Annotated in this window: 19 protein-coding genes; 2 read left to right on the top strand and 17 right to left on the bottom strand. The window is 36.9% G+C overall.

Features of this window, described 5'->3' with window-relative positions; genetic code table 11:
• Positions 1-62: 62 nt before the first annotated feature.
• From ACKTTZ_RS19775 to ACKTTZ_RS19765, 3 genes are all read right to left on the bottom strand, one after another.
• The gene (locus ACKTTZ_RS19775) at positions 63-644 is read right to left on the bottom strand and encodes a YdeI/OmpD-associated family protein (protein WP_407846416.1); all 582 of its coding nucleotides are present in this window, start codon (positions 642-644) and stop codon (positions 63-65) included.
• Positions 645-762: 118 nt separating this feature from the next.
• On the bottom strand, positions 763-1,242 hold the full coding sequence (locus tag ACKTTZ_RS19770; protein ID WP_034694391.1) for a MarR family winged helix-turn-helix transcriptional regulator: 480 nt from the start codon (positions 1,240-1,242) through the stop codon (positions 763-765).
• A 2-nt stretch (positions 1,243-1,244) separates the two neighbouring features.
• Positions 1,245-1,733, bottom strand: coding sequence for a GNAT family N-acetyltransferase (locus ACKTTZ_RS19765; protein WP_407846415.1), 489 nt, complete (start codon positions 1,731-1,733; stop codon positions 1,245-1,247).
• A gap of 169 nt (positions 1,734-1,902) precedes the next feature.
• On the opposite strand from ACKTTZ_RS19765, the gene ACKTTZ_RS19760 reads away from it, so the two are divergent.
• On the top strand, positions 1,903-2,883 hold the full coding sequence (locus ACKTTZ_RS19760; protein WP_407846414.1) for a BtrH N-terminal domain-containing protein: 981 nt from the start codon (positions 1,903-1,905) through the stop codon (positions 2,881-2,883).
• An 87-nt stretch (positions 2,884-2,970) separates the two neighbouring features.
• Here the strand turns inward: ACKTTZ_RS19760 and ACKTTZ_RS19755 are convergent, their stop codons facing one another.
• From ACKTTZ_RS19755 to ACKTTZ_RS19690, 14 genes are all read right to left on the bottom strand, one after another.
• Entirely contained in the window at positions 2,971-4,386 is a 1,416-nt protein-coding gene (locus tag ACKTTZ_RS19755; RefSeq protein WP_051934277.1) for an efflux transporter outer membrane subunit, read from the bottom strand.
• 95 nt (positions 4,387-4,481) lie between these two features.
• Positions 4,482-7,628 (bottom strand): efflux RND transporter permease subunit, encoded by a 3,147-nt coding sequence (locus ACKTTZ_RS19750; RefSeq protein ID WP_034694383.1) that lies wholly within the window; start codon positions 7,626-7,628, stop codon positions 4,482-4,484.
• Positions 7,628-8,815, bottom strand: a complete 1,188-nt coding sequence (locus ACKTTZ_RS19745; protein ID WP_034694380.1) for an efflux RND transporter periplasmic adaptor subunit — start codon at positions 8,813-8,815, stop codon at positions 7,628-7,630. Before ACKTTZ_RS19745 ends, ACKTTZ_RS19750 begins: the two co-directional genes overlap by 1 nt.
• A 1-nt stretch (position 8,816) precedes the next feature.
• A complete protein-coding gene (locus ACKTTZ_RS19740; RefSeq protein WP_034694378.1) occupies positions 8,817-9,272 on the bottom strand; it encodes a hypothetical protein in 456 nt (151 codons plus the stop codon).
• A gap of 116 nt (positions 9,273-9,388) precedes the next feature.
• Entirely contained in the window at positions 9,389-9,901 is a 513-nt protein-coding gene (locus ACKTTZ_RS19735; RefSeq protein ID WP_034694376.1) for a GNAT family N-acetyltransferase, read from the bottom strand.
• 154 nt (positions 9,902-10,055) lie between these two features.
• Positions 10,056-10,286, bottom strand: a complete 231-nt coding sequence (locus ACKTTZ_RS19730) for a DUF2007 domain-containing protein (protein ID WP_034694374.1) — start codon at positions 10,284-10,286, stop codon at positions 10,056-10,058.
• Between the two features lie 61 nt (positions 10,287-10,347).
• Positions 10,348-11,673 (bottom strand): L-lysine 6-transaminase, encoded by a 1,326-nt coding sequence (gene lat, locus ACKTTZ_RS19725; protein ID WP_034694372.1) that lies wholly within the window; start codon positions 11,671-11,673, stop codon positions 10,348-10,350.
• Positions 11,674-11,787: 114 nt separating this feature from the next.
• The gene (locus ACKTTZ_RS19720; protein WP_034694371.1) at positions 11,788-13,338 is read right to left on the bottom strand and encodes an aldehyde dehydrogenase family protein; all 1,551 of its coding nucleotides are present in this window, start codon (positions 13,336-13,338) and stop codon (positions 11,788-11,790) included.
• 473 nt (positions 13,339-13,811) lie between these two features.
• Positions 13,812-14,000: a hypothetical protein gene (locus ACKTTZ_RS19715; RefSeq protein WP_034694367.1), complete on the bottom strand. Its 189-nt coding sequence runs from the start codon at positions 13,998-14,000 to the stop codon at positions 13,812-13,814.
• 84 nt (positions 14,001-14,084) lie between these two features.
• On the bottom strand, positions 14,085-14,951 hold the full coding sequence (locus tag ACKTTZ_RS19710; protein WP_034694364.1) for an SPFH domain-containing protein: 867 nt from the start codon (positions 14,949-14,951) through the stop codon (positions 14,085-14,087).
• A 389-nt stretch (positions 14,952-15,340) separates the two neighbouring features.
• The gene (gene ccsA / locus ACKTTZ_RS19705; protein WP_034694362.1) at positions 15,341-18,610 is read right to left on the bottom strand and encodes a cytochrome c biogenesis protein CcsA; all 3,270 of its coding nucleotides are present in this window, start codon (positions 18,608-18,610) and stop codon (positions 15,341-15,343) included.
• Between the two features lie 244 nt (positions 18,611-18,854).
• On the bottom strand, positions 18,855-20,039 hold the full coding sequence (locus ACKTTZ_RS19700) for a M50 family metallopeptidase (protein WP_034694360.1): 1,185 nt from the start codon (positions 20,037-20,039) through the stop codon (positions 18,855-18,857).
• Positions 20,040-20,127: 88 nt separating this feature from the next.
• The gene (locus ACKTTZ_RS19695; protein WP_407846413.1) at positions 20,128-20,709 is read right to left on the bottom strand and encodes a Crp/Fnr family transcriptional regulator; all 582 of its coding nucleotides are present in this window, start codon (positions 20,707-20,709) and stop codon (positions 20,128-20,130) included.
• Positions 20,710-20,987: 278 nt separating this feature from the next.
• Entirely contained in the window at positions 20,988-21,626 is a 639-nt protein-coding gene (locus ACKTTZ_RS19690; RefSeq protein ID WP_407846412.1) for a cysteine hydrolase family protein, read from the bottom strand.
• A 363-nt stretch (positions 21,627-21,989) separates the two neighbouring features.
• Here ACKTTZ_RS19690 and ACKTTZ_RS19685 point away from each other — a divergent pair, with 363 nt between their 5' ends.
• Positions 21,990-24,569, top strand: coding sequence for a DNA translocase FtsK 4TM domain-containing protein (locus ACKTTZ_RS19685; RefSeq protein ID WP_407846411.1), 2,580 nt, complete (start codon positions 21,990-21,992; stop codon positions 24,567-24,569).
• Positions 24,570-24,572: the final 3 nt, after the last annotated feature.

Raw genomic sequence — 24,572 nt, 5'->3', positions numbered from 1 at the left:
GACAGCCTTTTCTTATTTTAATCACAGGCATCAAAAAATAATGTCTTGGATATTTTTACGACTTAAAAATTTTTAGGTTTTTTATTCTGGGCAGCCTGTCTGGCTATTTCATCAATACGATTTTTTCTGGTTTCGGGTCTTTTGGCAAGTACAATCCATTGCAGCAACATTTTTTTCATGGATTTGCTCAAACTTAGAAAATAGGTTTCAGAACCTTCATGCTCATTAAATGCTTCGCTCAGGTCTTCAGGGATTATAAGGTCTTCTACAGAATCCAAAATATTCCATGAACCATTCTCTTTGGCAATTCGAATGGTTTCAAATCCTGCTTGCTTCATCAGATTATTTTCTATCAGCTTCTGAACCTTATCCTTATTAATTTTTGACCAGGTACTCTTAGGCTTCCGTCTGCTGAATAGCTGCATAAACGAGCCTTCGTCTATGGTTTTTCTAGTACTGTCAATCCAGCCAAAACAAAGGGCTTCATCTACCAGATCCGTCCAATGAACAATGGGTAAATTTGATTTTCTGGTATTACAGATAAGCCATACAGACTGCTCTATATGGTGATTCTCTTCCAGCCATTGCCTCCATTCTTCCTGTGTATTGACACAGAAGGTTTGTTTCTCTGCAATTTCTCCCATAACTTTTCTTTTATTGATGTAAAAATAGAATACTTTAGTGACAACAGTTTGTCAGTATTAAATATATAACATCCTATCATTGTATTCGAGTAAACAATTCTGAAACAGCAAATAAAAATTACTTCGAGTTCTTCACCTGCAACGCTCTCTGATAAAAAGACTGATTGGCAATTTTCTCTTCTGCTTCATCAATAGCAGTCAGCAGATTGTTTTTATTGTCGGAAATATCGCCTAAAATCTGAGCCATCAGTTCCCAAACAGGTTTCATTTTTTCAATAAGTTCGTTCCCTTTTGAAGTCAGCTTAAAGAGTCTTTTACGTTCATCCTGCTTATCTTTTTCCCATTGTATCAATTCCTGTTTTTCCAGTTCTTTGAGTAGGGTTATTGTAGATGGATGGGTATACCCTATTTCGTTGGCTATTTCAACAACGCTTGCTATTTCTTTTTTATAAATGGTGAAAATAACCGGAAACCATTTCAACTCGAAATCAATTCCGAATGCTTTATAGATAAGTGCTCCATCTTTCCTCAATTGTTCACTAAGGCGGTGCAGTCTGGTGGATATGGCAAGAATTCCTGCTTCGTTGATTACATTCATATTCAGTCAAGATTTAAGTGGTAAAAAACATCATCAGCACTCATCAAAGGAAATTTAACAGGAAGATCGCTTTTTTCAATCTTTACAAATTCATTCCTTTCATAGAAACGCTGTGCTGCTTTCAGTACCGTTATGGTTCCCAAATATAAATCATCAATTCTGTTTTCGCGACAGAAAGAAATTAAAACTTCCAATAATTTCTGGGCAATATTCAGCTCTTTTCCTCTGAATTCTTTTTTCACAAACATTTTCCTGATCGCTCCTGCCCTTTCGTCAAATTTGACCAACGCTATAGAACCCACCAGCTCATCATCTACAAAAGCACCCCAAAAATTACCTCCGGCTTCGGTGTAAAAACTTTCTATCTGCAGAAGATCAGGTTGATCTTTAATAGTAATCGGAATATTAAACTCTTTCTGCTGAATCGTCAAAATCAGATCAATGGCCTGCTCTGAGTAGGAATTTCCTATGGGTTGTATCTGTAATTTCATAGTGTTTATATTTTAAAGTACAAAACTACGTAGTTGAATACATATATCCAAATTGATTTTACTTTTTAAAGAATTTTAACATCGAATTTAAAAGCCGGAACTTTGTATATGATCATATTTATGTAATTTTCTTTGCTCAAAAATTAATAATCAAAACATCATTTCAAAAATGAAAATAGAGAATCTGAAGGCTTTCGATGGACAGCATTGTGAGACTACTGCCACAGGAACATTATTACAACACATCGGAATTGAACTTTCCGAACCTATGCTTTTCGGGTTAGGTGAAGGTCTCGGCTTTATCTATTGGAATATGAAAACGATGGACTTCCCTTTCATCGGAGGACGAATAAAACCAGATTTGCTCACTCAGAATTTAGCCAAAAATCTGAATCTTGAATTAACGGTTAAAGAAACCTCTTCACAGCAAAAAGCATGGGATAATGTAAAAGAACTTCTTGATAACGGACAGGCAGTAGGCTTGAAATTGGATTGTTACCATCTGGAATATTTCTCAAACCCATTTCATTTTGCCGGACATTATGCTGCTATGTATGGTTATGATGATGAAAATGCTTTCCTGATTGATACCAGGCAACAAGGTGGAAAAGTACAAACTTCTTTAAAAAGTCTGGCCTTGGCACGTTCCGAAAAAGGTCCTATGGCTTCCAAAAATCTGTATTATACCATCAGGAAAACACACCCAAAATTTGATCTGGAAAAATCCATCATCACTGCAGTCCAAAAGAATGCAGCTGAATATCTGAATCCACCCATTACCAATATCTCCTACAAAGGAATTTTAAAAACAAGTACTGAAATTGTCAAATGGTTCAATACGAGTAAAGACATTGAAGGAGAATTTAAACAAGCAGCTTTGCTAATGGAAAAAGCGGGAACCGGTGGTGCTTTGTTCAGAAATTTATACCGTTATTTTTTGAAAGAAAGTTATGAATTGCTCCAGCTAAATCCGTTAAAGGCAGGTTATGAAGCCTTCACAGAAATTGCAAAACTCTGGACAAATGTGTCTCAGCTGTTTGAAAAAGTGAGCCAGACAAAGGAAATTCAATATATTCATGAGGCTTCGGATATTTTAAAAACAATATCTGAAAAAGAGAAAAAAGCGATGGAAACCTTAGCTGCTTTATAGTTTTTTTGTAAAGTCTTTAAGCTTATAATAAAAAAACGTATGCCATTTCTGACATACGTTTTTATGATATTAAATAACTAAATATTATTATTTCCAGCCTCCGCCTAAAGCCTGATAAAGCTCTACGGCTGCTTTCATTTTACTGTATCTTGCATTAGAAATGTTAAGCTCAGCATTCAATGAATTCACACTGGCATTCAACACTTCAAGATAATTCGCCATACCATAGTTCACCAATTCCTGGGAATAGTCAACCGATTTTTTGTAGGCATCCAGCTCTTTTTGTTTCAATTCAATGAATGAATCCTGAACAGAGAAAACTCTGATGGCATCCGAAACTTCTTTTCCCGCAGTCAGAACTGTTTTTCTGAAGTTTAAATAAGCAGTTTCTTTATTGGCTAGACTTACGTCATAGTTCGTCTGAATCTGTCTCTTATTTAAAATCGGCTGAGCCAGTCCAGCCACTACATTGGCAAATAAAGAGTTCACACTAAACAGGTGGTCAATATCTACCGACTGTACACCTCCGCTTCCTGTCAGTTTTAAAGTTGGATAAAACTGAGCTTTGGCAGCATTGGTCAGCTCAAAAGCATTCATTAGATTATACTCTGCTCTCATTACATCCGGACGGTTGGCCAGAAGTTGAGTCGGATAACCTAATTTCAAATCGATTGGAAGATTTTGCCCTTCCAATGTAGATCTTTCGATAGAGTGAGAAGGCTCTCCCATCAGAAGACTCATAGTATTTTCTAGCAACTGGATCTGTGTATCAATATCAATCAGTAATGATTTGGCATTGAAAACAAGAGCCTCACTTTGCTGTACTGCTACTTCAGTAACTGTTCCGGAAGTTTTTAAAGCCTTAGTTGCTTCAAGGTTTTTCTCTCTTACCGCAATGGTTTCTGAAATAATTCTCTTCTGTGCATCAAATGTCAACAATTGATAATATGCAGAAGCGATGGAAGATACCAAACTGCTTTTAACAGCTTTATGCGCTGCAACAGTCCCTAAATAAGTAGCCAGCTGTGCTTTCTCCTGTGCTTTTAATTTACCCCAGATATCCGCTTCCCATCCAATACTTGCCGTAATGTCAAACTGATTCACATAACGTCTTGATCCGATAATCTGTCCAAACTGTGTATTGATAGACTGTGTCTGAAATGTATAGTTGGGTCCTATGGAAACAGTAGGCTGATAGGCTGCTTTGCTTTGTTTAAGATATGCTTCCGCAGAATTAATACTTTCCAAAGCAATTCTGATATCAAGATTGTTCTCCAGTGCTTTAGAAATATGCCCCTGTAATATCGGATCCGTAAATATCTCTTTCCAAGAAATATCGGCAATACTAGCACTGTCCGAAGGAAGCATATCCGTACGGAACAGCTTTTCGTCTACAACATTCTTCGGTCTTTCATATTCTTTTCTTGCCATACAGGATGAAATGGCGCCGAGTATGAAAACTGAAAAAGTGATTCCTTTTATGATGTTTAATAAACTCTTCATTATAAAAAATTAGAAATTAGATGTTAGAGGCCAGAAGTTAGATAGAGCTTTAGACTAATTTCTAAATATCTAACTTCTAACTTCTCTAATTAATTTTATTCTGCTAAATTGATATCTTCTTTTTTGATAGGTTTGATCTTCTCCTGCAGTGTTTCAAAAATCACATACAGAACCGGAATTACAAATAATCCCAAAACAGTTCCTATCAATAGTCCGATTGCCGCACCCGTAGCGATAGATCTGTTACCTACTGCTCCAATTCCACTTGCCAGAACTAACGGCAATAAACCGAAAATAAAGGCGAATGATGTCATTAGAATAGGTCTCACCCTGGCTTTCGCTGCATTGATGGCTGACATTACAATGGTTTCACCGTGATGTCTTCTCTGAACAGCGAATTCAACAATAAGAATTGCATTTTTCGCCAGTAGTCCCACGAGCATGATCAGGGCAATCTGGAAGTAAATGTTATTTTCCAGTCCCATAATCTTCTGACCGAAGTAAGCTCCCATTACCCCAAGAGGAAGAGAAATAATAACAATCAGCGGAAGGATATAACTTTCATACTGCGCAGAAAGGATAAAGTAAACGAAGATCAAACTTAGTCCGAAAATCAGAAGTGTCTGAGATCCTGAATTTAATTCTTCTCTGGTTAACCCTGTAAATTCTACGGCATAGTTTTGATTCAGGGTTTCATCCGCCACTTGTTGTACAGCAGCAATCGCATCCCCGGAACTGTATCCGTCAGAGTTTGCTCCTGTCACCTTCACGGAAGTAAACAGGTTATAACGGCTTACAGATTGTGGTCCATAGGCTTTTGTCAATGTTACAAACTGTGAGATTGGAGTCATGATCCCTGATCCTGTTCTCACATAGAGCTGATTCAGATTGTCAATATTCTTTCTGTTCTCAGGAAGAGCCTGAACCATCACCCTGAACTGCTTTCCATACTTGGTAAAGTCGGCAGTATAAATACCCCCAATATACCCCTGCATAGTCGCCAGAATGTCGTTTACAGAAACCCCAAGCTGCTTGCTCAGAGGAACATTAATTTCCATCTGATACTGAGGATATTTTGTATTGAATGAAGTCTGTGCAAACTGAATTTCCGGTCTCTGCATCAGCTTACCGATGAATTCATTCGTTTTAGCATCTAAATCAGCATATTCACCCCCAGACTTGTCCAGCAATACCATTTCAAAACCGGCACTGTTACCAAATCCCGGTACACTTGGCGGTTGGAAGAATACCACTTTAGCATCAGGAACAGATCCTACGATTCCAAATAATTTTTTGGTGATATCTTCAGAAGTCTGTCCGTCTTTTTTTCTTTCTTCGAATGGTTTTAGTTTCACAAAGGCAAGACCGTTGTTACTTCCGTTTCCGGATAAGAATCCTCTACCCGTAGAAATTGTTACATTCTGTACTCCCGGAACTTTTAATGCTTTTGCCTGAAGTGTTTTCAGAGCATTATACGTTCTTTCCATAGAAGCTCCCGGAGGAAGCTGAACATCTGTAAAGATAATCCCTCTGTCTTCTGTAGGTACAAAACCTTTCTTCATGCTGCTGCTTGCCCAGAATAAGATCCCTCCGGTAACAGCAAAAATAATTAAGGTAACCCATTTATGTCTTAACAAGAATACAAATCCTCTTCCGTAACGCTCAGTAGTTGTTTTAAAAGCAATATTAAACTTATAGAAAAACTTCTGTAACAGATTCAGACTTTGATACTCTTTATGATGCTCTGCGTGAGGTTTCAGGAATAATGAACATAAAACCGGACTCAGCGTTAATGCGTTAATAGCAGAAATGATGATGGCAATGATCAGCGTAATACCAAACTGCTGGTAGAATACCCCTGTAGGACCAGTAATAAACGTTACAGGAATAAATACTGCCGCCATTACCAAAGTAATAGAAATAATAGCTCCTGTAATCTCATCCATTGCTTCTACTGTGGCTTTTTTAGCATCAGAAATACCATGTTCCATCTTGGCATGAACAGCCTCGACGACGACAATGGCATCATCCACTACAATACCAATGGCCAGTACCAATGCAAATAAGGTTAAGAGGTTCAATGAATATCCGAATAAATTCAGGAAGAAGAACGCCCCCACAATAGATACCGGAACCGCAATGGCCGGAATCAGCGTAGATCTGAAGTCCTGAAGGAAAATATACACTACAATAAATACCAGAATGAAGGCTTCGATCAGGGTATGTACTACCTTTTCAATAGAAGCTTCCAGGAATTCGTTGGTATCAAAGTTAAAAGTATACTTTACACCTTTTGGAAAAGTTCCCTCCGCAGATTTCAGATAGGCTTTGATATTTTTAATAATCTCCTGTGCATTAGATCCCGGCGTCTGGAAGATCCCCATACTGATGGAAGGATTGTTTCCGTTCTCCCCGATTCCTGTATAAGACTGTCCTGCCAGTTCTACTTTGGCAACGTCTTTCAGCATCAGGTTTTGTCCGTTTGCAAGAGATTTGATGATGATATTATCGTACTGTTCTTTATCGTTGAATTTACCTACATATTTGATGATATATTCAAAAGAACTTCCACTGTTTTGTCCGATAGAACCTGCAGCAGCTTCTCTACTCTGCTCATTGATAGCATTGGTAACATCCGTAGGAGTTACACTGTAGGCAGCCATTTTTGCAGGATCCAACCAGATTCTCATGGAATAGTTTTTACCACCGAATACGTTGGCATCCCCTACACCATTTACCCTTTTCAGGTTCGGAATAATGTTGATATTCAAAAAGTTCTGAAGGTATACGTCATCCAAATCTTTATTTTCAGAATAGAAAGACATATACATCAGGGCACTGGTCTGCTGCTTCTGGGTTACAACCCCTGAACGTGTTACTTCAGATGGCAAAAGAGGTGTTGCTCTCGCTACACGGTTCTGTACGTTTACCGCTGCAATATCCGGGTCTATTCCTTGCTTAAAGAAAACCTGGATCTGAGCAGAACCGTCATTCCCGGCACTGGAAGTGATATAATCCATACCTTCCACTCCGTTGATCTGTTCTTCCAAAGGGACTACCACACTTTTCATCACCGTCTCAGCATTGGCTCCCGTATAGTTCGCGGAAACACTTACCGTAGGCGGCGCAATATCCGGATACTGTGTAACCGGTAACGAGATCAGCCCTAGCACACCGAGAATCACAATCAAAATTGAGATTACGGTAGATAAAACCGGTCTGTTAATAAAGTTTTTTATCATTAGAATTTCGGTTTTATAGATTGAACAAGACTATCCATTTTAATTGGCTTCGGCTTCACAGCAGTTCCCGGTTTCAGACCTCCGATACCGGCTGCAATAACCGTTTCTCCTTTATTAACTCCTGATTTAAGAAGAGCCATATTGTCAATTCTGTCGATAACATTTACAACAACGTTTCTGGCAGTATCGCCTTTTTCTACTTTGTATACGTAAACGATACCTTGTTGCTCATAAGTAGCACTTTCGGGTACAACAAGAACATTATCGTAATGCTGAGGGAATCTGATGGTTCCACTGTTACCATTACTTAATAATTTCTGAGCATTCGAGAAAGCAACTCTGAACTGGATAGTTCCGGTTGTAGGATCAATCTGACCGGTAATGGCTTCAATTCTCCCTTTTTCAGGATAAAGACTTCCATTGGCTAACTGAAGTTCCACCATGGGTAAGTTTTTAATTTTCTCAGGCATAGATGCACCCGGAGATTTTTCAAGGAAATCAAAATATTCCTTTTCATTCATCGCGAAGTAAGCATAGATCTCAGACGTATCTGAAATTGTTGTCAGAGGTGTCTGATCAGACGGCCCTACCAAACTTCCTACTTTTAATGGCAGTCTTCCGATCACCCCAGAAATAGGAGCACGAATGATAGAATATTCAATATTGGCTTCTACTCCTTTATAATTCGCTTCAGCCTGTCTTTTGGCAGCATTTGCCTGTTGAAGCTGAGCCTGAGCCTGAGCCAACTGAGCCTGGGCAGTCTGTAGCTGTACGTTGCTGATGATATTTTTCTGAACCAGAGGTTTTAGTTTGTTTACTTCAACCTGTGCTGCATTTACAGAAGCCTGAGCCGCTGCAACACTGGATGCTGCTGCACCTATTCCTGCTTTGGAAGCTGCTGCATTTTCGTTCAGGATATTGGTTTCCAAACGGAACAAAGGCTGCCCTTTGGTAACATATTGTCCTTCATCTACCAATACCTGGGTAATATACCCTTGTATTTTTGCACGTACATCATTGTTTACTCTACCCTGAATGGTAGCCGGAAACGTCTGATAACCCACTATATTTTTTGACTCCACGGAAACAACCGGATACGGCTTGGCACCATCCTGTTTCGGAGCTTCTTTTTTGCAGGCTGTCAGTGAAAACGCTGCAATGGAAAGTATAACTAGCTTATTATTCATTTTATAGTTTATTAAGAGATTCCTGAATATTTTCTATGTTTTTATTTAAGAGTGCTTTGTAAACTTCTATTCTTTCGTTGTATCCATCATCTTTACTTTTTTTAAAATTGTTTAAATCATCTAATAGTCTTAATTCGTCCTGCATCTTTTGGACAATTTTTTCGAATCGTATTTTCTTGTATTCATCATTGATGAAAAAATACCGTTTCCGCTCATCCATTTTGTTATGGTCTACGATAAGCTGGGCATTGAGCAGTAATGAAATACTGGTAGAAACAGAGCTTTTGCTCGCAGAGAGCACTTCAACAAATTCGTCAAAAGTAATTCCTACTTTCTCATAGTCGAAAAGAAGGTAGGAATAAATTTTTGATGCTAAAGGGGGTAAGCTGAACACGGTGCCATAGAATTTTACGGCATCTTGAAAAATTTTTTCATCAATTTCTATACTTTGGTGCATAATATAAAAATTTGAACAAAAGTAGAAATTAGTTCAGAACCAAACGAACAAACCTGATAGAGTTTATAAATACAGGGCGTTTTAAAAATTCAATGAAAGTTGATTTAACTTTTTGATTAAATTATAATCTTCTCAAAAGCTTTTCTCATTCCGTCTCTTAAAAGAACTTCTCCGCAATAAGAATAACCTCTGCCTTCAAGGATTTTCAACATGGCAATATTGTCATGGTTCGTATCCACTTTAATACTTTGAATTCCATGGGATTTGGTAAATTCTTCAATCTTATCAAAAAGTTTTTTAACCATACCCTGCCCTGCAAATTTTTCATCTACAGCCACTCTGTGAACTACAACAAATTCACCATCACTTAACCATGCTCCTTCAATGGTGCTGTAAGCGGGTTCATCATTCATAATAAGTGCTGCATATACTGCAATCTCGCCATCAATTGTCATAACGTGACCAAATCCTTTCGCAATATCGCTTTCCACTGTCCCGAGATTAGGGTATCCGTTCTGCCATTGGGTACTTCCATCCTGTCTTCTTCTTTCAATGGACTGCTGGATGATTTCCCAAATAATGTTTCTGTCTTCAATTTCCGCTTGTCTTAGTTTAATCTCCGGATTCATGTTGTAAAATTTGATTAAAAGATTGATGTAAGAATTAAAAGAGTTACTGCTTGTTCAATTCTTAAATCAATGGTTTATAATTAATTAAAAAACCGAAAATTAATTAAAATTAATTTTCGGTTCGAAGTAGTAAAATTTAAAATTATGAAATTGTTTATTGATTTTCACTTTGTTGAAGGTAAGCATCAATAATTTCAAATGCTTTTTTTTCTTCTTCCAGATCTACCATTACTTTCAGCGAAGTGGCTGTTGGCGTAGTGGTAAACGTAAGATAGTTATTTTCAACGGTATTTGCAATTTGCGCATCATCCAATTTAGACTTAACCAACTGAATTTCTGAAGGGTTATCACTTACATAAACTGATACTCTCGTACTTCTTTCCATATTCTAATTGTTTGAGTATCTAAATATACGATGTTTTTTTCAAAATTACAAATCCCGGGTTTTAAATTTTATTAATATTGTTTTCAATTTTATCTAAAGCAAGTTGGATTTCTTCTTTAGTAACATTCAAGTGAGGTCTGAAACGAAGAGACTGATCTCCACAAGGAAGAATGATTAATCCGTCATTGAAAAGCTCATTCATCAGGTGGTTTCTCTGCTCTGCAGTAGGAAGATCAATAGCACACATCAAGCCTCTTCCTCTTGCGTTTGAAATTTTTTCAGGATATTTTTCAGCAAGAGCTTTTAAGCTTTCCAGTAAGAAGTCTCCAACTACTCTTGCGTTTTCAACAAGATTTTCTTTCTCAATCACTTCCATTACCAACTGGAAACGAAGCATATCGATAAAGTTTCCTCCGAATGTAGAATTGATTCTTGAGCTTTCTCTGAAAACATTGTTCGGAACCTGATCAAACTTCTCTTTATTGGCTAAAACCCCACAAACCTGAGCTTTTTTCCCGAAAGAAATGATATCCGGTTTTGCTGTAAAATGCTGGAAAGCCCACATTTTCCCTGTAATAGCAATACCTGTCTGAACTTCATCAAAAATAAGTAAGATTTCGTTATCATCACAGATTCTTCTTAATCCTAATAAGAATTCGTCTCTGAAATGATTGTCACCTCCTTCAGCCTGAATAGGTTCAATGATGATACAAGCCACTTTATCAGGGTGCATCAAAATTGCCTCTTCAATCTGAAGTAAAGCAAGATTTTCATTTTTGATGGTTTCTTCAAGGTTTTCTTCAGTAATCGGGAATTTTAATTTTGGATTTAAAATTCTCGGCCAGTTAAACAGCGGGAAATATTGGTACTTTCTTGGGTCAGAAGTATTGGTTAAGCTCAAAGTATAACCACTTCTTCCGTGGAAAGCCTGTTTGAAGTGAATACAGATTCCAGCTTCAGTATCTAATCCTTTTTCAAAGTTTTTGCGGGTTTTCCAGTCGAAACATGCCTTCATTGCATTTTCAACTCCCATTGTTCCGCCTTCGATAAAGAAAGCGTATTGTAATTCTTCAGGGATAACTACTCTTTCAAATACTTCAAGGAAATGAGCGTATTCTTCTGAGTAAACGTCAGCCAAAGTAGGTTTGTTCACCGCCATTCTTCCCAACCATTCTGATCTTTCAACAAGATAAGGGTGATTGTATCCGATGGATGCTGATGCAAACATAGAGAACATATCCAGGTATTCTCTGTCTGTCAGTTTATCATAAAGCCAAGATCCGTGTGATTTTTCAATATCCATCACAAAATCGAAACCGTCTGCCAACACATGTTTTCCTACTGTTTCTTTTACTTTATTTGCTTTTATATCTAATGTGTGTTCCATAATAAATTTGTAGTGTGATTTAATAAATGAATGATTAAAGGACGCTAATAATACAGCATTTAACCATTCAGGTTATTAATTTTTTTGTTTTTTTGAATACTTTAAGTAAAGCTTTTATAAATCAAATTTAATCCCTTGTGCCAAAGGAAGTTGTGCAGTGTAATTTATAGTATTGGTTTGTCTTCTCATATAGTATTTCCAAGCGTCAGATCCTGACTCTCTTCCTCCTCCGGTTTCTTTTTCACCACCGAAAGCTCCACCAATTTCAGCACCGGAAGTTCCGATATTGACGTTGGCAATACCACAGTCTGAACCTGCATGAGAAAGGAATAATTCTGCCTCTCTTAAGTTCTGAGTCATGATTGCAGAAGACAATCCCTGAGGAACATCATTCTGAATAGCGATCGCTTCCTCTAATGTTTTGTATTTGATCAAATATAGGATCGGTGCAAAAGTTTCGTGCTGAACAATCTCATAAGAGTTTTTCACTTCAGCCACGCAAGGTTTTACATAGCATCCGGATTCGTAATCTTTACCAGATAAAACTCCACCTTCAACAACGAATTTCCCACCTTCTTTTTTACATTTTTTGATAGCTTCTTCGTATTGATTTACGGCATCAGTATCAATAAGCGGTCCTACATGGTTTTTCTCATCCAATGGATTTCCGATTTTCAACTGACCATAAGCTTTTGCCAATCTTGTTTTCACTTCATTATATACACTTTCGTGGATAATCAGTCTTCTTGTTGAAGTACATCTCTGACCAGCAGTTCCTACAGCTCCGAAAACAGCTCCGATAATCGACATGTCGATATCAGCTTCTTTAGTAATGATGATCGCATTGTTTCCACCTAATTCAAGAATAGACTTCCCGAATCTTTCTGCTACTTTAGAAGAAACCATTCTTCCTACTCTTGTAGATCCTGTGAAAGATACCAACGCTACTCTTTTATCATCTACCAGTTTCTGTCCGATTTCGTGGTCTGATACCAATACACTTGAAACCCCTTCAGGAAGATTATTTTCCTTCAGAACTTCCATCATGATATTCTGGCATGCAATAGCACAAAGCGGTGTTTTCTCAGATGGCTTCCAGATGGTAACGTTACCACAAATCCAAGCCAGTGCAGTGTTCCAGGACCATACAGCTACCGGGAAATTGAATGCAGTGATAATCCCAACAACTCCTAGCGGATGGTATTGCTCATACATTCTGTGTCCAGGTCTTTCAGAGTGCATCGTGTACCCCTGAAGCTGTCTTGAAAGTCCTACTGCGAAGTCACAGATATCAATCATCTCCTGAACTTCACCAAGACCTTCCTGTAATGATTTACCCATTTCATAAGAAACAAGTTTACCAAGATCGTCTTTATATTCTCTTAATTTTAAGCCCAGCTGTCTTACCATCTCTCCTCTTTTTGGAGCCGGAATCAGCCTGAATTCCTGAAATGCCTTTTGAGCAGTTTCAATTACTTTGTCATAATCACTTTCTCCGGAAGTTTTTACTTTAGCGATCAATTTTCCGTCCACAGGAGAAATGCTTTCTATCACCTTTCCTGAAGCGAAATATTTTCCGCCCACTGAAGTCCCTTTGTTCTCTTCTTTGATACCAAGATTTCTAAGTGTTTTTTCAATTCCGAAATCCTTTACTTTTTTTGACATAAAATCTTACTTTTCGTTCTCTCTAAAGATAAAAATATTATGTGAACCTCAAAACTTTAATTTTTAATAGGCTTTTTATTTGGACTAATTATAAACATGCTTATCTTTGTAGGGTAATCTTTTTGATAATCACCAATGGAAAATTCACAAGAAAACAACTCAAAGCTTAAAAAGTGGTTCAAGCGTGTGGGATGGGCAGGATTAGCTTTCTTTACCATAAAAGGCTTAATTTGGCTCGTTATATTCTACGTTGGAGCAGATAGCCTTCAGAGTTGTATACAATAAAAAAGCAGAGAAAATTTCTCTGCTTTCTTTTTGGTAGAAGGTTAACCGAATTATTATTTCTTTATTGAAAGGCTAAAAAAGGAGGTCTTTTTTATATTTTCTCTAATTTAAAAAAAGGGAAAATAAAGGATTTTATTGAAAATATTTCCCAAAAAGATTATTTTTCTTCTGCCTTTCGTCCTATTAAACTACTCTTTCTTCTTTCTCCCTGCATTCACCAGGCTCTGATGCAACAGGTATTCTATCTGTCCGTTCACACTTCTGAATTCATCATTGGCCCACTTTTCAAGAAGTTTATAAGTAGACTCATCTATCCTTATCACAAAGGATTTTTTTCCTTTGCTTTCCGAAGAGTTCTGAGCTTTTTCTGATTTCATTTTCTAAATTCTCTAACATTATTTCTGACTATTTTTAGTGTAAAAGTTATCTGCACTAAAATCTAACTGTTAATTGTTCACTTCTTAATTATAAAGTGTTCCCGCATTTAATATTGGGGTTGCTGCTTTTTCACCGCAAAGAACCACCATTAAATTACTTACCATTGCCGCTTTTCTTTCATCATCAAGATCTACGATATTTTCTTCAGAAAGCTTTTTCAATGCAAGGTCTACCATTCCTACCGCTCCTTCTACAATCTTAGTTCTTGCAGCAACGATAGCTGTCGCCTGTTGTCTCTGAAGCATGGCTCCTGCAATTTCTGAAGCATAAGCCAGGTGTGAAATTCTTGCCTCCTGAATCACAATTCCAGCCTTTGAAAGACGATCTGTAAGTTCCTGTTCCAAAATAGAATTAATTTTATCTCCTCCTTCTCTCAATGTAATAGGAGCATGATCATCTTCCAAATTATCATAAGGAAAGCTCATCGCCAAATGTCTTACAGCCGCTTCACTCTGCATTTTTACAAAATCTGAATAACGCTCCACATCAAAAGCCGCTTTATAAGTATCTCCTACTTTCCATACAATTACAACTGCAATTTCAATAGGGTTACCCATTTTATCATTTACTTTCAAAGTCTGACCTTGTAAATTCTCCGAACGTAAAGACATTTTCTGTGACGAATACAAAGGATTGATAAAAAACAATCCGTTCTCTTTTACACTTCCCACGTATTTTCCAAAGAAGTTCAATACTCTCGAATGGTTAGGCTGAATAATCATTAACCCTTTTAAGAAAAAGCACGAAAGAAGAAAGCAAAGCATAGAGATAACCACATAGGCTATACTTTGATCTACTCCACTCACAAAGAAGTATACTGCTGCAACAAACAAGGCCAGGCAAATGACCAATGTAAGATAACCCGACATGGGTTTTAATGTTTTTTCCATGATTGAATTTTAATTTGATATTATTTTGATATCATAAAGATAGTAATGAATTTTGAATTACAAGTGAATAATTTTGTTTTTTTTGAGGTGCGAGTTTCGGGGTTCGGGATACAGGGTTCAGGTATTTTAGCTAACGCAAAGTTCGCGAGGTTAATTCATTAGGATGTATTTTATTTTTGTTCGCAAAGCCACTTCGTTTAGCTAAGACCAATAATTTCTGTGCTGAGTGAAACGTCTTTGCAAACGATATTTTAGCATTATCAAAATCATTGCGACCCTTAGCGTTTAGAAAACATCAACTCCTTATACTTTACAAAGCACAAGAAATAACAAGACAAAAAAAATCCCGGAAAGTGAATTCCGGGATTTTAGTGTATGTATTTAAAAGTCTATTTCTTCGTTAAAGCTTTAAACTTGATATAAGAAACAACTGATAGAAGGATCATTGTTCCGATTCCGATGTATACCCAAGCTGGTACTGGTACCGGATCTCCTGCTGCGTATGAGTGAAGTCCGCTAAGATAATAATTAACTCCAAAGTAAGTCATTACCATTGAACAGAATGCAAACATTGTTGCTACGTGAAATGCCCATCTGCTTCTCAATCCAGGTACTAATCTCATGTGCAATACAAATGCATATACCATAATGGAAATGAAAGCCCATGTTTCTTTCGGGTCCCAGCTCCAGTATCTTCCCCATGATTCGTTGGCCCAGATTCCTCCTAAGAAGTTTCCTACTGTTAATGCAAACAATCCGATCGTTAATGACATTTCAGAAACAATTACCAATTCTTTTAATGTAGTATCGTGGTGAATTTTATAGGTTTCTTTATTGGATATAATATAGAATACCAATGAGATTACCGCAATAATCATCGAGAGTGCGAAGAATCCGTAACTTGATGTAATAATAGCTACATGAACAATTAACCAGTAAGATTTCAATACCGGAACAAGTGGTGTAATCTGCGGATCAAGAGCAGAACCTCCGTGTGCAAATCCCATCATGATAACTGCTACCATAAATCCGGCTGCAGGAATTAATGCATTAGCATTTCTGTACAGGATTAAACCTGCTGTAATACCAACCCAAGAGATAAAGATAATGGCTTCATAACCGTTACTCCAAGGTGCATGTCCTGAAATATACCATCTTGCCACAAGTCCTAGGAAATGCAATAGATATCCAACTAAACCAACCGCAATAATTACTTTAATTACTTTGTTTAGTATTTTATTTGATTTGAATAATTCAACAAAACCTAGAATCAAAAGAAGACCACCAACAAGCGTGTAGAAAATCAACAATTTGAAGTTGATATCTGCTTTATTCATGAATACTTCAAGATCAACTTTAGATTTAGCAGGAACAACTGCTTTACCCCATTTCTGCTGGTATTCTGAAAGCTTCGCCAGTTCTGCATCTGCTTTGCTCCAGTCCCCTGTTTTCTGTGCTGTAAGCGCTTCTGCAAAGTAAGGTCCCATCACCTGCTGAGACTCCATATCCGGTTCAAATTTCTGGTCTAACCATGAATGCCATGTATGATTGGCGTCATTTTTCACAGGAACAATTCTCATAAACTGACCACTGAAGAACTCATTGAAGATCTGTACTCTTTCGTTTACAGCAATTACTTCTTTATCATAGTTCGTTTGTTCAGCCGGTTTTTTACGGAATGCAGTATTGTAATCATGCTCCAGAATATAATTTAAGTTTCCGTTAGCATCTGCCGGGAAAAGGTTCATCAGTGAAGTATAACCATCTTCATCTGCCTTTGTTTTATTTTTCAGTTCATCACCACCTTTAGGTCCTACTTTGATCATAGGAACCATTGTCCAGCTTGGTGTGTCTGTATTGATAGAAAGAAACCATTGGTTAGCCGTAAGAGACTTCCCGTCTGTTCCTTTGAATTCGTCTTTTTTGTATAATTTTCTTAAAACATCTAATGCTTCTGTGTTGATAGGAACAATTCTTCCTTCAAAACTTTGCACCAAAAGATATCCGAATTTATCAGCATGTTCTTTGCTGATTTTGTTTCTTGCAATGATTTCATCCGGAGAAATAGATCTCATTTTCCCCATTGGAGTAGCCAGAGAGTTCTGCTTTGGAGCAGCACCATCAAGTGGCTGGGCAGACGGAGCCGGAGCGTGAGAATGGTTATCTCCTTCCACGTGAATATGTTCTCTGCTTCCGTCAGTAGTTCCGTGAGTTTCGATTTTTTGAGCATTTAAACCTAAACTTAAGAACAATAAAAGTATACCTGCTGCTTTCTTTTTATTAACGTCAGCCAGCATTTTATTTAATTTCCAGAAATGAGTTCCTTTCCAGAAGAAAATAACAAACATTCCAAGGAATAAAAGTCCGTATCCGATATAAGAAATCAAAGTTCCCCAGTAATCGTGGTTTACAGAAAGAACGGTTCCCATTCTGTCCGGATCAAAACTCGACTGGAAGAAACGGTATCCTTTATGATTAAGAACGTGGTTCATATAGATTTTATAAGGAGTTTCTTTACCTTCATCAATGATTTTCACATGGCTTTCGTAAGCACTTGGAGATGAACTTCCAGGATACGTTTCCATTACGAAGTCATCCAGTTTCAATGCGAAAGGGGTGTTGTATACTTTAGGTCCGAAACCTACCATGATGTTTAAGCCATCCATCGTCACCTGCTTGTACGCATTTGGGTTTCCTTTTTCAACCGAAAGGTCAACAATTTGTTTGGTTTTTGGCCCCTGAAGCTCAATCTGAAGCATATCAGGAACATTGGCATCTTTCTTTCTGTCGCCTTCAATAGCCATCAGTCTTCCTTTTTTAAGACCTTCAGGAACTACAAGCTTCAGTTCGTTGATGGTATATAAACTTCTCAATGCCAAAGGTTGGAATTCATCTTTCACTGTGGTTCCAGTTGCCTGCGTAGCCATGGTCATGTAGTTTGCATCTACAGGAGTTTTGATGAATAATTTTCCGCCTTCATTTTTGAATTCAACAGCTCCTTCAATCGCTCTGTTGAATGTCACCAAAGTTCCGTTGATGGATTTTGTTTCTCCCGGTTTGATGTAAATGTTTTGTCTTCCGGTGTTTCCGGTAGAAACCAAATGAAGATACTCAGCTCCGTTTGGCTCAGCTACAAGGCTGTCTTTTTTTCTTTGGATGTATTCCTTGGCAAACACTTTCACTTCTTTTCCGTGGAAGTCATAAGTTGCTTTTAGATCCTTGTGTAAAGGAGACATCAGATAAGGAACATCCTGATAATTCAGTACATCACCCTTTTCTTCTATCTGAATTTTAAAGAAATTTTTATCGGTTACGATTTCGTTGGATGTTTCACCTTCTCTGATGTGCATTGTTCCTTCGAAACTGATGTATCTGGTGATAGCACCACCAATAAAAATAAACACAAAGGCAAGGTGGAAAACAAGAACCGGCCACTTATCTTTTTTCCACAGTCTGTATCTTCCGATATTTCCTATGAAATTGAGAATCAGTAAGACCATGATCAGTTCGAACCATTTAGCCTCATAAATTAATGCTTTTGCTGTAGGAGTTCCGTAGTCGTTTTCTAAGAACGTTGCATAAGCCATCGCGAATGCGTACACCAGCAACAATACAGCCATTGTCCTGGTTGAGATAAGAATATCTTGGAGCTTCTTCATGATTTATTGTACTTGACATGCAAAAATAAGCATGATAAACCACAAAGAGCTTAAAAAAAGCTGTTTTTTATCACTTTGGCCTCGGTTTTGCTTATTTTGAAACATTCTTAATAAGCCCGAAAACATTAGGAAAAATTCAATTTTTAAAAATGTGAAAATTCGGATTTATATTACCTATCCAGATAATCGAGACACTCTATTTCTCTCCTGCTGTTTTTACCGCAATTAATTGATATAAAACTCATTATAACCCCAACCTGTAACCCGCCTCCATTTTTAATTTTATTTCGCCTATTAATTCATCAATCCCACAGAATGATTCATCCATTTCTTTCGCTTTTAAAAACATATTCAGTGCATCCTGGTACTCCATTTTTCTCATATGATAAATTCCCCAATTTTTATATGCATCGGCATTTTGAGCATCAAGCTTTAATGAATCTTCAATATCCCGGAGTCCTTCTTCATAGAGGTCTAAATTAATCTTTGCAAGTCCGCGGTTATTATAAGAATATGAAAATTTTTTATCCACTGAAATGGCTTTGGTTAATAAAGGGATAGAGTCTTCATATTTTTCAAGAAGAATTAATGTATAGCCTTTATTATTTAAAGCAAATTTATTGTTAGGATCCATTTTCAAAGCTTTATCATAATATTCAAGAGACTCTTCCAATGTTCCTGTTTCAGTAAACGTTAATGCAAAATTCGTCCAGTCATCTGCAGTCATAGAAGGATTATTTTCTTTGAATTGAACAGCGATTTCTTTTGCTTTTTCATAATTCTTACTGTTAATATGGGATACTATTGCCATCCGATAGATATTGAGATCTTTTGATTCCTGTAATAAAGTATCAAAAATGGATGCAGCTTCAGGATACTTCTTCTCATGAAATTTATATACTCCTTCTGTATATTCTTCAGGGAGTTTTCTCTGCCGGATAAGATTGATGATAGCCCTTCCATCATTAAAAATCGATCTTCCATCACTCATACAAATAGTTTTCTGGCTCGGAAAAATATTGATTAAAAAATCAATTGCTGACGAAACCATTAATACGATGAAAAATAACGTAAGAAATTGAGTATTTGCAATGATAAAATAAGAGAGTAACGCTAATAATAAAGAGGCAGCCGGCCCTCCAAACACATATAAAACATGCTTATTGACCGAAAATCTTTTCTCTTCAGATTCACACAGCCCTCTTCCCCATTTAAGAGGATTTTTAAATATATAAAAAGAAAAATCTTTGAAATTGACAGGAAAACTGTTATCCTTATCTCCATAAGAACCAATAAAGACATGTACTTTTTTTCTTGTAATCAGCCACACGGTAACAGCATGTCCCATTTCATGAAAAAAAACCGTTAAAGGCCTGATCAATGCTAAAAAGACGAAAATAAAAATTCCAGGGACACCAAATAATTCCATTAAAAAAAGTCTTCAATCAGTTATTAATTATCATTCTTTGTCATATTGAATGCAATTTTTGAAATGACAAAAAACTGTGGCAATATACTTATTTTTCCAATGATATTTTCTTCCTGATTTTACTTAAAAACTCATGGGTGATACCAAGATAAGATGCCACCTGCTGTTGGGTAATTCTCTGTTCCAGTCCAGGATACTTTTCAAGAAATTCAAGATAGCGTTTGTCTGCCGTTTTACCCGTTAAGGAAAGAATTCTCCTTTGCAGCGCTACCGAAGATTTCTGGTTCATGATTCTGAAAAGCTTTTCTATCTGTGGCATTGTTTCATACAGATCTTCCTTATCTTTTTTAGAAATCATCAATACTTCACTGTCTTCAAGGGCTTCAATATTCAGAATACTGGGAACGTTATTGATAAGACTGTCAATATCTGTAATCCACCATCCTTCCACTGCAAAATATAAAGTCTGCTCAAATCCGTTTTCATTGAGATAGTAGATTTTAAAGCAGCCACTCAGCACAAATCCTTCAAAAAGACAATATTCTCCTTCTTTGAGAACAACCTCTTTCTTTTTAAACGCTTTGAGTTCAAAAGGTTTTATAAACTGCGTAAGATCCTCTTCTGACAGGTTGACGTATTGATTGATATTTTTAAGAAGTAAATCGGACATGGGATTATTTAAGCAAAATAAAGGTATCAAAATTATTGACACCTTCATGAAATTAAGTTATGTTAAGTTATTTTTGTTCCTAAGCAATAGAACTTCAATTTTTGTTGGGTAAATGCTAAGGCGCAAAGTTTTATCATACATATTGTTTATTTTAAGACGCAAGAAAATCGAAGATTTTCAGCAAGATGACCTGTTTTAAATTTTATCGGAGATAAAATCTTTGCGCCATATAGCAAAATTTTTAATATCATTTTGCGCCCTTGCGTATCCAAAGAAGCCTACTTGCTTAAAAATTCATTCGTATTTATTATACCAGCATAAAGACTTCCAAGAGCAGAGATCCCGGCCAGAAAAGACTTTTGTACATCTGCTGCTTTTACCACTTCCCCATTCAATTCCCGGTTTCTGGTTGCTGTTGCATCTCCGATAATCATATTATGAAAACCAAAATCGAAAGCAGCTCTGGTAGTTGCTTCTACACAAACATCTGTCATCATTCCTGTAATCACCAGATTTTTAATTTTCTTTGAGTGAAGATAATTCAACAGATCTGTTTCCCTGAAACTATTGGGAAAATGCTTAACGATAATTTTTTCATCTTCCTTCGGTAAAACCAGATGATTGATTTTAGCTCCCTCTGTATCCGGAAGGAAAAACGTTGCACCATCGTTGGTAGAAATATGCTGGATGTGAATAACAGGCAGATTGTTTTTCCTGAAATATTCTAAAATACTTCTGGTATTTTCGGCAGCCTGTTCACTTTTTTCCAGTGTCATCTTTCCTTCCGGGAAATAATCATTTTGTACGTCGATAATGATTAATGCAGTGTGTTCCATTTTTTGTTTTTGTGCGTTCATTGTAATCATTGAAATTAATATCAGACCTAAGGTCAGAAAAGTTGTGAATGTATTTTTCATATGTAAAATTATAGGTCAAAATTACAGATACTTCAAGTCCTGACCTTTGAACTAGTTCAAAAAGCACTATTGAGATACAATAATTTCTAATATTGTTATTTTTTTTTAATCTCCTTCTATTTAAATCGAAAATTTTATTATCTTTTTTAAAGAAAAACAAATAATAATCAGTTAATATAATTTAACGGTATCAGATTTGGATAAGCAAAAAAAATAGCCTTATTTTATTCTATCATAAAAGAAAATATTTTTAAAGTAAAAATTTTAAATAACCTTTATAAAAGCGGGATTACCAAAATGTTTTTTGGGTAAAAAAGATTCATTTAGTGTTGAATAAAACATTAAATTTGCGACATTGATATTATGGATAAAAAGACACAAAAAAAACCGACTGAATCGCCTGAGAAAGGCAGAATTTTATCTAAGCCACGTATTTTTTTCGGGCTTACTTTTATACTTTTATCGGCTGTTCTTGCATTCTCATTCGTCTCTTATCTGATGAACTGGAAAGCAGATCAAAGCCAGGCAGGAACCATGCTGGACAAAAGCATAAAATCTTCCAATATCTTTGGTAAGGTAGGTGACTGGCTGGGGAATATTTTCATTTTTGAAAGTATTGGTATTGCCTCATTCATCATCGCATTTTTACTGCTTGTGGTAGGAACACTGATTCTTAAGAAAAAAATATTCAAACCCTGGAAAACTATTGGACACTCTTTATTTTTTATCTGCTGGCTTCCTATTTTTATGGGAGCACTTACTAAAGGTCAGGGGGTTTTAGGAGGTGTCTATGGATATCAGATCATGGACTATCTTAACTCCATCATCGGAGCAGTAGGTTTGTGGACCGTATTAGCAGCAAGCATCCTTCTCTATTTTATTCTTGAATTTAATCTTCGTCCAAGTTCTATCAAAGCAAAACTGGATAAGATCAATGAAAATACGATTGGAAAAGTAAAATCTATGATGCCAGACTCCAATGATGATTTCGAAGCTGATGAGGAATTGAGAGAAGAAGCAGAGGAAGCGGAAGAAGAAACCACCTCCAGAGTTACAGTAAGTGATGTAACAAATCATACTGTCAATAATCCAATCAATACAATGAAAGAACCAGAACCAGTAAGTATTCCGAAAGGATTTCCTGAAGTTCCGGTTTCAAACGAGATAGAAACTATTACCACTCCGAACCATACTTCTTTTGATCCGGAACCCAAGGAGGTTTCTCAACCTGTAAGTTTAAATCTTTCTACCAAACCAATTGTTCCGGTTTCCAGCCCTGAGGAAGCATTTGACATCAGACCTTCTGCTCCGTCTCCGGCAGCAACAACTGCTCCGGCACAGGAAAATATTAAATTCAATGTAGAAGTAGCTCAGGTGATTGATGTTTTGGATGATTCTGATAAAAAGTCTCAGGAACTTGTAGAAAAGCATGGATTGTATGATCACAAGCTGGATCTTGCAAATTTCCAGATGCCACCTGTAGAATTACTGAAAGATTATGGAAATGAAGAGATTTCTATCAATAAGGAAGAATTAGAAGAAAATAAAAATAAGATTGTTGGACTTCTAAAGAATTTCAACGTTGGAATCGCAGAGATTAAAGCAACTATCGGGCCTACAGTTACACTTTATGAAATTGTTCCCGAAGCAGGAATCAGAGTAGCAGCGATTAAAAAACTGCAGGATGATATTGCATTGAACCTTTCTGCATTAGGAATCAGAATTATTGCTCCAATGCCAGGGAAAGGAACTATCGGTATTGAGGTACCAAGAAAAAATCCTACGATGGTTTCTATGCGTTCTGTTATTGCTTCTCAAAAATTCCAGAATACAGATATGGATCTTCCGGTAGTTTTCGGAAAGACTATTTCCAACGAAATCTTCATGGCCGATCTTTCGAAAATGCCTCACTTATTGATGGCTGGAGCAACAGGTCAGGGTAAATCTGTAGGGATTAATGCTATTCTTACTTCCCTTCTTTATAAAAAACACCCTAGCGAACTGAAGTTCGTCATGGTAGACCCTAAAAAAGTAGAACTTTCATTATATTCAAAAATTGAAAGACATTATCTGGCAAAACTGCCGGATGCAGAAGAAGCCATCATTACAGATACCAATAAAGTAATCAATACACTGAACTCTCTTTGTATTGAAATGGATACCCGATATGATCTTCTTAAAAATGCTTTCTGTAAAAACTTAAAAGAATATAATAAGAAGTTTACGGAAAGAAAATTAAATCCTGAAAACGGACACCGTTATTTACCTTATATCGTATTGGTAGTAGATGAGTTTGCTGATTTGATTATGACGGCAGGAAAAGAGGTTGAATTACCTATTGCGAGACTTGCACAGCTTGCCAGAGCTGTAGGAATCCACCTTATTGTAGCTACACAGAGACCTTCTGTAAACGTAATTACAGGTATGATCAAAGCCAACTTCCCTGCAAGAGCTGCTTTCAGAGTAATCTCCAGTGTAGACTCCAGAACGATCCTTGACTCTCCGGGAGCAGATCAGCTGATCGGTAAAGGAGATATGCTTTACTTCAATGGAAACGAAATCTTAAGACTTCAGTGTGCTTTCGTAGATACTCCGGAAGTGGAAAGACTGGCAGAGTTTATCGGCGAACAAAAAGGATATGCTTCGGCATTATTACTTCCTGAATATGTTTCTGAAGATTCAACAAGTACTGTAGGTGCTTTTGACCCGAACGAAAAAGATGCTTTATTTGAAGAAGCAGCAAGAATCATTGTTTCTACACAACAGGGATCTACCTCAATGCTTCAGAGACAATTGAAACTGGGTTATAACAGAGCCGGAAGAATTATGGATCAGCTGGAAGCAAGTGGTATCGTGGGAGGCTTTAACGGAGCAAAGGCAAGAGAGGTTCTGATCAGCGACCTGCATTCTTTGGAACAGTTTTTGGAAGATCTGCGTAGTTAAAGG

It is taken from the genome of Chryseobacterium sp. KCF3-3, assembly GCF_045865955.1.
Lineage (GTDB): Bacteria > Bacteroidota > Bacteroidia > Flavobacteriales > Weeksellaceae > Chryseobacterium.
Note: the sequence above shows the minus strand (reverse complement) of the source record. Positions and strands in the feature narration are given on the sequence as shown.

Coding starts and splice junctions, on each gene's coding strand:
- ACKTTZ_RS19700 (WP_034694360.1), bottom strand. CDS start 20,039: ATGGAATTATTTGGTGTCCCTGGAATTTTTATTTTCGTCTTTTTAGCA.
- ACKTTZ_RS19685 (WP_407846411.1), top strand. CDS start 21,990: ATGGATAAAAAGACACAAAAAAAACCGACTGAATCGCCTGAGAAAGGC.
- ACKTTZ_RS19720 (WP_034694371.1), bottom strand. CDS start 13,338: ATGTCAAAAAAAGTAAAGGATTTCGGAATTGAAAAAACACTTAGAAAT.
- ACKTTZ_RS19770 (WP_034694391.1), bottom strand. CDS start 1,242: ATGAATGTAATCAACGAAGCAGGAATTCTTGCCATATCCACCAGACTG.
- ACKTTZ_RS19765 (WP_407846415.1), bottom strand. CDS start 1,733: ATGAAATTACAGATACAACCCATAGGAAATTCCTACTCAGAGCAGGCC.
- lat (WP_034694372.1), bottom strand. CDS start 11,673: ATGGAACACACATTAGATATAAAAGCAAATAAAGTAAAAGAAACAGTA.
- ACKTTZ_RS19735 (WP_034694376.1), bottom strand. CDS start 9,901: ATGAATCCGGAGATTAAACTAAGACAAGCGGAAATTGAAGACAGAAAC.
- ACKTTZ_RS19760 (WP_407846414.1), top strand. CDS start 1,903: ATGAAAATAGAGAATCTGAAGGCTTTCGATGGACAGCATTGTGAGACT.
- ACKTTZ_RS19690 (WP_407846412.1), bottom strand. CDS start 21,626: ATGAAAAATACATTCACAACTTTTCTGACCTTAGGTCTGATATTAATT.
- ACKTTZ_RS19775 (WP_407846416.1), bottom strand. CDS start 644: ATGGGAGAAATTGCAGAGAAACAAACCTTCTGTGTCAATACACAGGAA.
- ACKTTZ_RS19740 (WP_034694378.1), bottom strand. CDS start 9,272: ATGCACCAAAGTATAGAAATTGATGAAAAAATTTTTCAAGATGCCGTA.
- ACKTTZ_RS19715 (WP_034694367.1), bottom strand. CDS start 14,000: ATGAAATCAGAAAAAGCTCAGAACTCTTCGGAAAGCAAAGGAAAAAAA.
- ACKTTZ_RS19695 (WP_407846413.1), bottom strand. CDS start 20,709: ATGTCCGATTTACTTCTTAAAAATATCAATCAATACGTCAACCTGTCA.
- ACKTTZ_RS19745 (WP_034694380.1), bottom strand. CDS start 8,815: ATGAATAATAAGCTAGTTATACTTTCCATTGCAGCGTTTTCACTGACA.
- ACKTTZ_RS19710 (WP_034694364.1), bottom strand. CDS start 14,951: ATGGAAAAAACATTAAAACCCATGTCGGGTTATCTTACATTGGTCATT.
- ccsA (WP_034694362.1), bottom strand. CDS start 18,610: ATGAAGAAGCTCCAAGATATTCTTATCTCAACCAGGACAATGGCTGTA.
- ACKTTZ_RS19730 (WP_034694374.1), bottom strand. CDS start 10,286: ATGGAAAGAAGTACGAGAGTATCAGTTTATGTAAGTGATAACCCTTCA.
- ACKTTZ_RS19750 (WP_034694383.1), bottom strand. CDS start 7,628: ATGATAAAAAACTTTATTAACAGACCGGTTTTATCTACCGTAATCTCA.
- ACKTTZ_RS19755 (WP_051934277.1), bottom strand. CDS start 4,386: ATGAAGAGTTTATTAAACATCATAAAAGGAATCACTTTTTCAGTTTTC.